Raw genomic sequence first — 12,894 nt, forward strand, 5'->3', positions numbered from 1 at the left:
ATGATGAGGCTTCCTCAAAAGATGGTTCGAGTTTCGAAGTCGGCAAGCATAAAACCGCAGGTCAGATTTTCCTCTCGTCCGACAAACGAACCATCTATCGGTAAGCAGTCCGACAAACGAACCATCTATCGGTAAGCAGCTCGACAAACGAACCATCTATCAAAATGTGGGCTGCGCGGGAGAGGCAAAGCATTTATAGCAAAACAGGCACCCGAAGGTGCCTGTAACATTATTCACTGGTGCGGCGTACAGGATTCGAACCTGTGACGTTCTGATTCGTAGTCAGACCCTCTATCCAGCTGAGGTAACGCCGCGTGCAAGAAGTACTATGACATCCCCTTCAAATGATGTCAAGAAAAACTTGCAATCAATCCTGCTTGTAACTTATTGGAAAAGATTGTCGCGCAGCCCTCAAGGCCCAAGCTAGAAAAAAGCTCGCAATAAATTACGCCTCACAAAAGGGCCGATAAAGCTGCCCATCGTGAGCAAACGCCTCATAAACATAAGGAATCTCTGCCCTATCGAGACGATCTTGCACTTCGGAGAGCCACTCAATATCCCCTGACTCACCAGCAAAAACCAGACTGCTTAAAAATTGCTGCTCTTCAAATTCTGTACACACTTTCTGATTAGAGTTTTTCAAAATAAGTTTCTGTGTATGAGAAGGATCGCCAAAAAGCGCTTGTGTATCTGGACCCCAAGAAGTTTCATATATTTCTAGCCAGTCTTGGGTTTGCGTATAGCCAAGCTCACGATACTCACCACCACCCATATCGGTCTTATGGATACATTGAGTCTTTGCCCCTAGCATAGCGCCCTCCCTAGCTGAAATATAGAACAACTGTACCATATAATAGCAATTATTAGTACATATGTTCCTTTTTCAAAGTGTTTTCCGCAAAAAAAGAGGGGCTGCCAGCGCAACCCCTCTTCATTTCACATGCCAAGATTGATATCTTCGCTACGAACTAGCGACCTTCAGCTCGACGATCAAGATATTCCTGAGCCAAGCGTTCCTGGACATCGTGAGGCACCTGCTCATAGCTGGTAATTTCCATCTCAAACTCACCAGTGCCGCGAGACAGTGAACGCAGACGCGTCGCATAGTCGGTTACCTCGGCATAGGGCACCGTCGCCTTCACGATAGTGGAGCCCAGCTGATTGCCAGAGCCCGCCTCCATGCCTTCAACGCGGCCACGGCTAGCCGATACATCACCCATGATAGAGCCAGCATAGCTCTCGGGAACGGTAATGGTTAGCTGTGCCATGGGCTCAAGAATGACAGGTTCAGCCTGCTCAATGGCCTTTTGGAAACCAATGCGCGCAGCAGTCTTAAAGGCCATCTCGTTAGAGTCCACGGGATGATACGAGCCATCGTATACGGCAACCTTCACGTCAATCATCGGATACCCTGCAAGAACACCGTCACGCATGGTCTCCTGAACGCCCTTGTCGATAGCAGGAATAAAGCCGCGCGGAATATGCCCGCCCACAACCTCATCAACAAACTCATAGCCAGCACCAGGATTGGGCTCAACGCGTAACCAGCAATCGCCAAACTGACCTGCGCCACCGGTCTGCTTCTTATGACGACCCTGAGCAGAAGCAATGCGACGAATAGTCTCGCGATATGGAATACGCAGTTTGACTGTATGAGCCGTAACACCTGCACGCTCCTCCAGACGGCCAAGCAGTACGCTGACCTGTGCCTCACCTATGGCAGAGATAACAGTTTGACCAGTCTCCTCATCACGGTCAACGCGCAATGTGGGATCTGCATCAGCACTCTTTTCAAGGAAGGCAAAGAGCTTACCCTCATTGCCGCGAGCATCGGGCTCGATAGCAATACGATATAGCGAGTTGGGGAAGCGGAACGACGCAGCCTCGACTTTGCCTGTTGCAGAAAGAGTATCGCCAGTCATAGCATCCAACTTGGGCACAACACAGATGTCGCCTGCAGCCACAGACTTAACATCAGTTGTCTCCTTGCCAGTCATGAGATAAAGGTGGCCTAAGCGCTCACTCTTGCGCGTACGCGCGTTGTTAAGCTCGAGACCTGGCGTAAGCGTGCCAGCCAACACTTTGAGGAAAGAAAGACGACCATTTTGCGGGTCGTTAAGACTCTTAAACACAAAGGCAACAGGGCGGTCGTCATCAGGTGAAATATCAAGTTCCTCACCATTAACGAGGGGCACACGACCAAAGTCAGCCATTGCAGGAAACCAGCTAACAGCAGCATTCATAAAGGAAATGACCCCCTCTTCGCGGACACAAGAGCCCGCAAAGACGGGAACGAAGACACGCTCACGCAATGCCTTGTCAAGCAAACCTTCAATTTCCTCAACGGTGATGGGTTCGCCCTCGAGGTACTTCATCATAAGTTCGTCATCAGCCTCAACGACCAGATCCGTCAAGGTTTCATGAGCCTTCTGCGCCTCTTCGAGATACTCAGCTGGAATCTCGCTTGTAACAGGCTTGCCATTTTCAAGGTGATGCGCTTCCATGCGGATAACGTCAATAATGCCAGCAAAATCATTGCCCGTACCCATGGGAATGGTTACCGCAGCAAGGTTGTTGCCAAAATGCTCACGAAGCTCTTCGAGAGCCGTATCAAAATTGGTTTCTGCACGATCCAGGCGGTTAATAAATAGTGCACGGGCAAGGCGCAGCTCTTCAGCAGCAAACCACAGACGAGTCGTAATTGCACCAGCTCCAGAGGCTGCATCCACTACAAAGACTGCGGTTTCGCAAGCACTCATCGCCGTATATGCATCACCAACAAAGTCGGGATAACACGGGGCGTCGAGGACATTGATCCGCATGCCATTCCACTCGACCGGGGCAATCGTCGTGGAAATCGAAAAACCACGCGAACCTTCTTCGGTGTCGTAATCTAGCGTGGGTTTGGTACCAGCATGTCCGCCTAGACGGCTCGTCTTGCCCGTCAAGTGAAGCATGGCCTCGGCCAGCATGGTCTTCCCCACGCCGCCTTGGCCCACAAGGACTACATTCCTGACCTTTCCTGAATCTGTGCCCATGGTTCCTCCTTCTATTGAAGTAATGGCGAAGAAAGGGCGCAAAAGCGCCATTGGGCACACAATAACCTACTCGTGGACTTGTATAAACAACTCCTCGGGCAAGTGCTGCAGCGACACGGCAGGCGTAAGTTTTTTTATCTTTTTTGCAAAGAAGACGAAAGTTCTGCCATAACGCACACGCAACCTCTCGCTAAAAGAACAGCCCAGAAAAAATCATCACTTGTTGACCTCTCTTCTATAGAAAGGCATGCTTTGGCCCAGCTAGTTCTTGGCAAGCAAAGCGCAGCTCTTTTACGTATCGACGACTCACAGGCAAGCAAATCCCACCTTTTAATGCCACGCTTTGCTTATCAATTTTTTCTACAAAATTACAGTTGATGAGATAGTTTCGATGGCAGCGCACAAAGTTATCTTCAGCAAGGTCATACTGAATTTGTCTGAGCGAACTAGCATAGCTCGTTGCGTGCAGTTCAGGTCCCCAATAGCAGGTCACATGATGACCTTCAACCGAAAAGTAGCGAATTTCCCGAATGGCAAGGACAAAGCGCTCTGTGCCCGAGCGCATATGTAGGAATTCATGCTGAAGCTGCGACTGTACCTGCACCGCAGTACGCAAACACATCCCCAAGCGCACGGGATATTTTGGATAAAGCTTGTACAAAAAAGCAGATGCACCCGCCAAATAAGCTGGATACTCTTCCTCAGCATCGCATGAAGTGACAACAATAAACCCTTTGTAGTCTAAACGACGCAGATCCTGACTTATCTTAATGCCTCCACCTAACGGCAAATTGGTATCCAAAAAGAGAATATCTGCTGGTCCTCGTTTAAATACCGATTGATACAGAGCCTCAGAACCGCTCACCACAACAACACGCACACCTAGCATCTGCTCCGCAGAAATTGCGCGCAGTATCTCCACCGTTCGTCTGCGCATTACGCTGTCTTTATCAGCTACGAGCGCACGCACCTCATCACCTTTCTCTCTAGAACCAAAATCTAAAGCTGAAAAAACGCGAGTTATAAGCGTGCCAAAATCTCTAACGAAAGATATCGAGCTGTCATCATGGGGCACATCAGCTCAGCCAAAGCGTGTGCGTGGAAATGTCTTGAGCCGCTCCAAGGCCGCACGATAACGGCGACCCACAGGAAGCTGCTCGCCACTCAACAATGTCAACTCATGCTGACGGGCATCCGCAATATAGCTTGTGTTGACCACGTAACCGCGATGGCAACGCACAAAGCCTAGATTTGCAAACTGCTCCTGAACATCATCGAGTGTCGAGCGGTATTCCAGACTCTCAACCGTCTGCCCCCAATGACCACAAATTGTGTGCCGGTCAACCGAGAAATATCTCACTTGGGATAGTGGTACTTGATGCGTACCATCTCTTCCCTTCAGCCGAATGCTGCGTCCTTGCAAATCTTCAAGCATATATGCTCGTGTAGTATGCAGCGCCTTACCAAGGCGTTTTGCAAAAACATCGCTTCCTTTAACTAGATAATTTGTAGCGCCAGCATCCAGTGCGTCAAAGACCGAATCTGCATCTGGAGCGGTAACAAATATTGGTCCACGGTAGCCTTTTTGTCGCAGACTTTCTGTTAACTCAATGCCGTTCTCATGCGGTAAATCTCTATCAATCAACACTAAATCTGGTGGCATCAATGAGTCACATGCAACCTGCAACAGTGCCTTCGTGCTTGGCATTACCCTCGTTAAAATACCTGAGTTACTCGCGCGTCCCAGCTCTGCCAACAGATCTACTATCTGCCTGCACTCATCTCTATGTGGATCGTAGACCGCAACAACCACCGTGGCCTCCGTCCCGTGAGCACGCCGCGCAAAAACGCCAAGCAAGCATCAAGACAGGCAATGCGCGACTATGCGAATAAAAATCCTTTTATATGCTTCATAGTCGCGAGCATTTATCTGTCTGTGTTTATCAATGTCACCAACAACATCTTTTTGTCCCCAATGACCTGCTGCGGCGTAATATCTCCTGATGTAGCTTTGTGTCTTGCCTATGACATCTCCCGTGGCGGAAGATGTACTTTGAAGAACTGTGTGCACTCGCTCACTCATGATGACAAGCAACTTTTTTTCTGAGCTACGCGTTGAGCTCAATTATTGCGGGCAGGTACTCTACACTGGTGGACATGGGATACAAGACATACACCTGTCCAATAGCTCGATCGTGCGGAGGCTGCGAATGGCTCGCGGTCCCCTATCCTGTGCAACTGCGCCGCAAGCAAGAATGGATCGAGCAGCTTTTCGCCGACCTTACCAAACAAGACAAGACTGAAATCCTACCCATTGTCGGTGTACGTGGAGAGCCTCTTGCCTACAGGCATAAGGCAGCGACTCCTTTTGCACCAGCAGCCAAAGGACGCCTCCGCTCGGGATTTTATGCAGCGGGAACCCACCATATTATTTCCTGCGATGCTTGTCTTGTTGAAGAGCCTCATGCGCGTCATATTTTGCAAGAAGTTGCCCGCGTAGCAACACGCCTGCGCATTCCTGCCTATAACGAAGATACGGGGCAAGGAGTCCTCCGCCATGCCATTGTCCGCATGGGCTGGAAGAGCAAAGACGTACTGCTTACCGTTGTGACCAACGGACGAGAAGTTCGCAGACTCAGTCGCTTTACTGCCGAATTAAAACGTATGTGCCCCGAAGTGACCTCGTGCGTTCAAAACGTCAACACGCGCCACACCAACGCAATGCTTGGCCGAGAAAATCACGTGCTATGGGGCAGTGGTGTTATGTATGACGAGCTGCTCGGCTGCCGCTTTGAAATTGGTCCTACGAGCTTTTACCAAACCAATCCGGCACAGACCGAGGTTTTATATCAAATAGCGATTGATGCGGCACAGCTTGAGGAGGGGGCGCAGGTACTCGATGCATACTGCGGCACAGGCACTATTGGTATTTGCGCCGCAGTGCAGGCGCGCAAGCATAAGGTAGATATCAAAATCACTGGTATAGAAGCAGTGCGCGAAGCGGTCAGCTGCGCTAAACGCAATGCTGAGGCTAATCTCCTAGGAAATAACTGCCACTTTTATGCAGCAGATGCAACGAATTGGCTCACTACACGCAAACCTCAACAAAATAATTTTGACATTGCCCTGCTTGATCCACCGCGCGCAGGATCTACTGTGGAGTTTTTAACCGCGCTTTCCCAGGCACACCCTAAGCGTATCGTCTACATTTCCTGCAATCCTCAGACACAGCTACGGGACCTGCGCATACTTCGTGAGCTTGGATATCGTCTCGATCGGTTAAGTGCGGTTGATATGTTCCCTCACACCAGGCATGTAGAGACGGTCGCTTTGATGTTGAGGGCTTAATAGCTGTGTGCATATTTGCCTTTGTTCCCTGTACTACAGAGGTTTCAAACCGCTATCGTCAAAAGGTTTAGTTTGTGATGGTAGCGCGTTGGCGATAGTGCAGTTCTTTATATTAGTTTTTTAAGCAGCCAATAGGAACAACATAAACACCGTCTTTACGGCAGTATGCAAAGTCGCCTGTTCCCGTTAAAACCATAAGGAAAGATGGTGTGTTCATTTTATCGGTATCGATTTTTTCTTTCATTGTTTTAAGGCTTTTTGCGCCTTCTTCAATGAGCTTTTCACCTCCGAGTTTGATTTCAATAAGACCGTATTTACCGTTTCTTAGATGAATAACAGCATCGCATTCCTGTCCATCTTTATCTCTGTAGTGGTAAACTTCGCCTCCGAGAGAGTCTGCAAAAATGCGCAGATCTCTGATACATAGTGTCTCGAATAGAAAACCGAAAGTATTTAAGTCGTTTATCAAGTCGTTTGGTCCAATGCCCAACGCTGCAGCAGCGATAGATGGGTCAATATAGTAACGTGTATCGGATGAACGAATGGCGGTTTTTGATCTTAGGTTTGGATTCCAGGCAGGCATATCTTCTACAACAAATATTTTGCGAAGCGCATTAACGTAAGATGCAACGGTTTCCTCGTTAATTGATGTATCTTCGTTAGTGGAAATATCCCGTGCAAGCACAGTATTTGGTACTTGTGCTCCTTGGTGCCTTGCATATGAGCGCATAAGACGCTTAACTTTCTCAGTATTTTTTTGTACATTATCGGCACGGTTAATGTCGGAGTGTACAACAGCATCGTAGTAATCAACAGCTTGATCTAAAGCAATCTCATCACGCATATCTACCGATTGTGGCCATCCTCCACGGCATACAAGAAAAGCGAGGTGATCAATACTTAAGTTTGAATCACCTCCAATATCCTTAATTCTTGCAAAAAGATTTTTCAAGCTGACTTCGCCCGTGGAATCCCCAGATTCATACAAGCTCATTGGTCTCATTGTTAGCCAAGCGAAGCGTCCTGTACCAGAGTGAGTAATTTCTGTAGTGTCTGCAGGAACGGCAGAACCAGTTAGGATAAATTGTCCAAGCTCACTACGGTGATCAATCTCAAACCGTATTGCATCCCAAAGTTTTGGAGCAAGCTGCCATTCGTCAATTAATCTTGGAGTAGCTCCTTTCAGTAATCGCTTGGGGTTTAGCTCCGACATAGCGAGATTCTGTTCTTTCTTTTCCGGATCGTCTACATATAAAACACTTGCTGCAAATTGTTCTGCGGTAGTGGTTTTTCCACACCACTTCGGCCCTTCAATCAGTATCGCGCCTTTACCTTCTAGCTTTCTTTTCAATATATCGTCGGCAAGTCTTTTCCTGTATTTTTTCAACTGTGCCATCCTGTTTCAATTAAATCTGCTCGTATTTTCTAATGGTAGTTATGAATTCTATCATCATTTTCCGACGATTGGCGAGCTTTCGTTCCGATGAATGGCGTAATATTATTCCGACGATTGGCGGTATATTGTTCCGACGTTTGGCTATGTTACGTAAAATGACTGGAAGGCGCGGTGTGTAAAATACATATCACCCAGTTATAAAGGGCAAAATATTTAATGTGCGAGGTGATATGGATAAAAATAAGTTTAACGAGATTATGGCTAAAGACTACAATCAGTCGCTCAATTGCTCGTTTTCTCATCGAAGCTGTACATGTAGCTCTCCTGACCTTATATGGTCCAGGATTTCCACCGCAGTCCCGATAGTCGTGCGGCAAAGAGATAACGAGGACTTCTAACAGGTGCTCCGTCCTATTGTTAAATATCCGTCGACAAATTTCCTCATACGAGCTTATACTTAGCCATCCATACTGAGCTTTCAAGCATGTTGAGACGGTCGTTTCGATGTCTAAGGTGGAAAATAAGTACTAAATCAGTCAAAAGAAGGGGTGGCTATGGGAAGAACTATCAGAGTCACCGGAAAAGGCAAGCTTTCCGTTAAACCAGATACCATGTGCTTGGCCATTGAGGCTAGTGGAGTTTATTCTGATTATGCGAAAACGATAAAAAAATCTGCACACCAGACAAAGTTGCTGAGGAAGGCCTTAGAAAAATCTGGTCTTTCAGGAACAGATCTCAAAACGACACACTTTTCAATTCAATCCGAATATGAACGCTATCTGGATGAAAACGATAATTATAAGAGCAGATTTGTAGGTTATAAGTTTGAGCATGAGACCGAAATTAAATTCCCAAATGACAATCAGCAACTCGGTCGCACACTGTATGAACTGTCACGCTGTCCTGTGGAAGTAGAATTTACCATCCAGTACACCGTCTCCAATCCGGAAGGTGTTAAAAACGAGCTTCTCAAGAAAGCCGTGGAAGATTCCAGAGCAAAAGCAAAGATTTTGGCCGAGTCTGCGGGGGTGGCGCTGGGAGAAATTGAGCGCATTGATTATTCATGGGGAGAGCTACAAGTCGTTTCTCGCCCTCTTGAGTTCATGGCAGAATCTTGTCTTCCCGCACCCGGCAGATCGTATGATATCGATATTGAAGCCGATGATATTGATGTTGGCGATACGGTAACGATTGAGTGGGAGCTCAAATAACACGTTCGCAAGCCAGGTAGCTAAGGACAGCGCTCTCAATCTTTATCTAAAGAAGAAATGTCGATGCCGAAAAGCTGGACCAGAGCACGAAAGCTGTCCTGGCCATCGTAACAGGTATCAATGAGAAATCCAGGTTCATTGCTATATTCTTTAAGGCCGCGGTAGTAGTAGTATTTTTTTTGGTCTTCAATAATAAAGGGCACCAGATTGTTTTTTAAGCACTCTTTAAATGCAATCAGTCTGCCAACGCGACCATTTCCATCCTGAAAAGGATGGATTCGTTCAAACTGATAATGAAAGTCGATGATGTCTTTGAACGTCAAGGTTTCCTTTTTTAGATAAGCAGACAAGAGAGCTTTAATATCAGTGCGCACATTTTTGGGAGCGGTCGTTTCAATTCCGCCGACCACATTGGGGCGTAATTTGTACTCACCGACTTTAAACCAGGAAAGTGTTTCGTCCTTTGTCCTGCTTTTCAGGAGATAGTGAAGATGCTTAATGATGTCTTCGCTTAACGGATCTTCTGCCCTGTCAATGCAGTAGTCAATGGCGCGGAAGTGATTGACTGTTTCAATGATGTCGTTCACGGGAAGATTCTCTTCGGCATCAAGCGTATTTGTTTCAAAGATACGCCTTGTCTGATCTTCACTGAGCTTGCTACCTTCAATGTGATTGGAGTTATAGGTGAGGCGAATTTGAAGTTCATGGTAGAGACCGCCCGAGATTTTGTGCTCCTTTTCCTCCCTCAGTATTTGGAGAATGGGATTGTCTGATACGATGCGACACAGATCATCTTTGCTGCATGAAAAATAGTTACACAGCTTTGACATCACACTATCTGCCAGTTTTTCACCCTTTGAGATTTTGGCAAGGGTACGTGAAGAAATCCTCAGCACCGAGGTTAAGTCGGATTTTTTTAGATTTCTCTCTTTTAGTTTTTTATTTAGCCCATCGTAGTTATATATAAGGACACCTCCTAAATCTTTACTTATTATCTAAATAAACCGAGCGAAAGTAAAGATTATAGGGAGCAAAGTAAAGATTTTTGGATGGCAAAACCCAAACCTCTGTAATTTTTGAAAATTATTATTTTACTTCACGCGACGCCAGATTTCTGGCAACCCCTGAAAAGGGAGTGTAAGGGTTCAAACAGCTGTTGGTAAAACACTGTAAGGACAACGATATCTCCGTTATTGCCGCATTGATGAATGAGCGTTGCTGGAAAACAATAGACTCGTAAATAAAATTCATGCTGAGGGACACAAAATTGTACTCTTCACTGTTTATTGCTCAATTGAATAAGAAGTTGATCGAGGTCTATCTCTTGTCAAAAGCATAAATCTAAAATTTTGCATCAAGAGGTGATGAGGTGGAGAACATGGCGATCAAAAAAGGAACTATGCCCCTCAGAAGAAGACTTGCCTATGGCAGTGTTTTTTTATTATTTATACTCTTTCTGGCAAGCTTGCTACTTATCATTGTTCCTTCTGCTAACGGGTATTTTCAGGAGGGCATAATCGGGTATGTCTCTGATATTGTTTTGCGAATTTTTGCCGTTGTAATAGGTGGCACGTTACTGACGTTTGGTTATTTTTATAAGGAAAAATGGCAACACACCGTCATTTGGTTGATTTGTCTCGTGATTGCTTGCGCTGGGAGTTTTTTCTTATTAAAAGCTCCAGTCCTTGATTTACCGTATATAGCTCATCCTGCGTCTTTGAATCTCGATTTTGTGACCTTTGAAATGGACAATAATCATGAATATGCCATCATTTACAAGATGCAAGGCTACACGGCAAGCAACGATATCAAAGTGTTCGAGATTGATTCTCACACCTACGATATAGAAAAAGAAAAGTGGAAACCCCAAGATAGTGTATCGGCTGATATCACCTATCTGCCGCATACGAACGTATTGATGGAACTAACTACCTATGAAAGCAAGTAGCGAAGCGTCGTCTCTCAAAGCTTGGGCAATCAAACATTGATTTTGAAGGGTTGTGCCACGTCGCGCGATGTTATCAACGTTGTGCCGCCAACACAAAGGTTGGCGGCACAAACGCAGCTAGTTTGCAGCAGCAACCTCCACCGTTAGGTTGGAACGTACTCTTACGCGACCTTCGGCAATCATTTGCAGCACATCGGGATAAAGTTCGTGCTCAATCTCGTGAATATGCTCCTCAAGTTCATCGACATCCCAACTTTCCTCTATGGCAAGGGCGCGCTGCGCAATGATAGGACCAGCATCGTAATCCTCATTAGCAAAATGTACGGTTACGCCTGTAACTTTTACCCCGCGCTCATAGGCGTCTTGAATTGCATGTGCGCCAGGAAAGCTGGGAAGCAGTGCGGGGTGCAAATTGATAACGCGATTGGGAAACGATGCCAGGATAGGGCCATGTACCCTGCGCATATAACCCGCCATGACCACATACTCTGCTCCTGCTTTTTTAAGGCTAGAAGCAATCACCTCATCTGCAACAATAGGTTCAGCATAGATATCCTTACTAAGGGTAAGCGTTTGGATACCTGCAGCCTCAGCGCGCTTAAGACCTAATGCAGAGGGGCGAGAAGACACCACAAGCACAATTTCCGCATCGAGCGTGCCTGCTGCAATACGGTCAATAATTGCTTGCAGATTGGTGCCCGAGCCACTAATAAGAACGCCAATTTTGATGGTCATCGGTAAGCAACCTTTCCCGTACCAGCAATGCACTCACCCATCACAAAAGGCTCAAAGCCCTCGCAAACCAATGCCTCACAAAGCTCATCTACATCATTGGGATCGCAAATGAGTGACATTCCTACACCCATGTTGAATGTTTTATAGGCTTCATCGGGAGTAAGTCCTGCTTCACGGACTATATAATCAATAACAGCGGGAACGTTCCAAGCGGGACCTTCGCCCATCTCTTCCCAACTGCAACCGTAATCAGCCCCGCGATCAACTAAGGCATCGATATTGCTGGGCAGTGCGCGATTGAGGTTTTCGGTAATGCCTCCACCGGTAATATGCGCCATGGCGTGTATGGGCGCGCCTGCCTTAAGAATGCGCGTGAGAGGACCTGCATAAATGGTTGTGGGTTCCATCACAGCGTCGGCTAAACTCTTGCCATCTAACTCATCAAGCGGCATATTGAGTTCGTCAACTGTCTTGCCCTCAATCACAACCTTGCGCACTAAAGAATAGCCATTGGAGTGAATACCGCTGGAAGGCAAGCCGATAATGACATCACCTTCTTTTACGCGGTCGGGACCAAGCATATGGGGACGATCGACCACACCCACAACAAACCCAGCAAGATCGTAGTCATCAGGATCCATAACGCCAGGATGCTCGGCCATCTCGCCACCCACCAGGGCGCAGCCTGCCAAACGGCATCCCTCAGCAATTCCACCTACAACCTCAGCCATGGACTCGGCACTTAGCTTGCCTACGCTGACATAATCTAGGAAGAAAAGTGGCTCGGCACCAGCAACCACCACGTCATCAGCGCACATTGCCACCAAATCTTGGCCCACCGTATTATGGCGCCCTAGCAACTGCGCAATAGCGAGCTTGGTACCCACACCATCGGTGCCAGAAACCAGCACGGGATCTTGCATATCCTTAAAAGCTGCTATCGAAAACAATGAGCCAAATCCACCAAGCCCACCGATAACTTCGGGACGCATAGTCGCTGCAACTGCAGGTTTGATAAGCTCAACCGCCCGCGCTCCCTCATCGACATCGACTCCGGCATCTGCGTAGGTGATGTGCTTCTCATCGCTCATGTCGAGACCCTTCCGTTTGGAAACCTTGACCGTCTGTCTTGGTTCGCTAGCCCTTATTTCGTTGCAGCAAGCGCTGCATCGATTTCTTCTACAGGAGCACACACCAGTAAGCCGCGGCCTTGTCCCT

11 protein-coding genes and 1 tRNA gene are annotated in these 12,894 nt (G+C 47.2%); 3 read left to right on the forward strand and 9 right to left on the reverse strand.

Features of this window, described 5'->3' with window-relative positions; all coding sequences use genetic code 11:
* Nucleotides 1–237 precede the first annotated feature (237 nt).
* From Q0X25_RS04965 to Q0X25_RS04985, 5 genes are all read right to left on the reverse strand, one after another.
* Nucleotides 238–314: transfer RNA gene (locus tag Q0X25_RS04965), tRNA-Arg, on the reverse strand.
* A 131-nt stretch (nt 315–445) separates the two neighbouring features.
* Nucleotides 446–811 carry a hypothetical protein gene (locus Q0X25_RS04970; RefSeq protein ID WP_298579413.1) on the reverse strand — a complete coding sequence of 122 codons (366 nt, stop codon included), beginning with the start codon at nt 809–811 and terminating at the stop codon, nt 446–448.
* A 157-nt stretch (nt 812–968) separates the two neighbouring features.
* Complete coding sequence (gene fusA / locus Q0X25_RS04975) at nt 969–3,038, reverse strand: elongation factor G (RefSeq protein WP_298579416.1); 2,070 nt, start codon at nt 3,036–3,038, stop codon at nt 969–971.
* Nucleotides 3,039–3,273: 235 nt separating this feature from the next.
* A complete protein-coding gene (locus tag Q0X25_RS04980) occupies nt 3,274–4,008 on the reverse strand; it encodes a LytTR family DNA-binding domain-containing protein (RefSeq protein WP_298579418.1) in 735 nt (244 codons plus the stop codon).
* 111 nt (nt 4,009–4,119) lie between these two features.
* Nucleotides 4,120–4,851, reverse strand: a complete 732-nt coding sequence (locus Q0X25_RS04985; RefSeq protein ID WP_367270395.1) for a LytR/AlgR family response regulator transcription factor — start codon at nt 4,849–4,851, stop codon at nt 4,120–4,122.
* A gap of 344 nt (nt 4,852–5,195) precedes the next feature.
* Here Q0X25_RS04985 and rlmD point away from each other — a divergent pair, with 344 nt between their 5' ends.
* On the forward strand, nt 5,196–6,386 hold the full coding sequence (rlmD, locus tag Q0X25_RS04990; protein WP_298579422.1) for a 23S rRNA (uracil(1939)-C(5))-methyltransferase RlmD: 1,191 nt from the start codon (nt 5,196–5,198) through the stop codon (nt 6,384–6,386).
* 112 nt (nt 6,387–6,498) lie between these two features.
* Here rlmD and Q0X25_RS04995 read toward each other — a convergent pair whose 3' ends face one another.
* On the reverse strand, nt 6,499–7,782 hold the full coding sequence (locus tag Q0X25_RS04995) for an ATP-binding protein (protein ID WP_298579424.1): 1,284 nt from the start codon (nt 7,780–7,782) through the stop codon (nt 6,499–6,501).
* A 554-nt stretch (nt 7,783–8,336) separates the two neighbouring features.
* Between Q0X25_RS04995 and Q0X25_RS05000 the strand changes: the two genes are divergently transcribed.
* Nucleotides 8,337–8,993, forward strand: coding sequence for an SIMPL domain-containing protein (locus tag Q0X25_RS05000; RefSeq protein WP_298579426.1), 657 nt, complete (start codon nt 8,337–8,339; stop codon nt 8,991–8,993).
* A 35-nt stretch (nt 8,994–9,028) separates the two neighbouring features.
* Here Q0X25_RS05000 and Q0X25_RS05005 read toward each other — a convergent pair whose 3' ends face one another.
* The gene (locus Q0X25_RS05005; protein ID WP_367270397.1) at nt 9,029–9,988 is read right to left on the reverse strand and encodes a Fic family protein; all 960 of its coding nucleotides are present in this window, start codon (nt 9,986–9,988) and stop codon (nt 9,029–9,031) included.
* A 383-nt stretch (nt 9,989–10,371) separates the two neighbouring features.
* Here Q0X25_RS05005 and Q0X25_RS05010 point away from each other — a divergent pair, with 383 nt between their 5' ends.
* A complete protein-coding gene (locus Q0X25_RS05010; protein WP_298579428.1) occupies nt 10,372–10,941 on the forward strand; it encodes a hypothetical protein in 570 nt (189 codons plus the stop codon).
* A gap of 117 nt (nt 10,942–11,058) precedes the next feature.
* On the opposite strand, the gene purN is transcribed toward Q0X25_RS05010, so the two are convergent.
* Nucleotides 11,059–11,676 (reverse strand): phosphoribosylglycinamide formyltransferase, encoded by a 618-nt coding sequence (gene purN, locus Q0X25_RS05015; RefSeq protein WP_298579430.1) that lies wholly within the window; start codon nt 11,674–11,676, stop codon nt 11,059–11,061.
* Nucleotides 11,673–12,767: a phosphoribosylformylglycinamidine cyclo-ligase gene (gene purM, locus Q0X25_RS05020; protein WP_298579433.1), complete on the reverse strand. Its 1,095-nt coding sequence runs from the start codon at nt 12,765–12,767 to the stop codon at nt 11,673–11,675. The genes purN and purM overlap by 4 nt, the downstream gene beginning before the upstream one ends.
* Between the last annotated feature and the right edge of the window lie 127 nt (nt 12,768–12,894).

It is taken from the genome of uncultured Olegusella sp. (genome assembly GCF_947253395.1).
GTDB lineage: Bacteria > Actinomycetota > Coriobacteriia > Coriobacteriales > Atopobiaceae > Olegusella.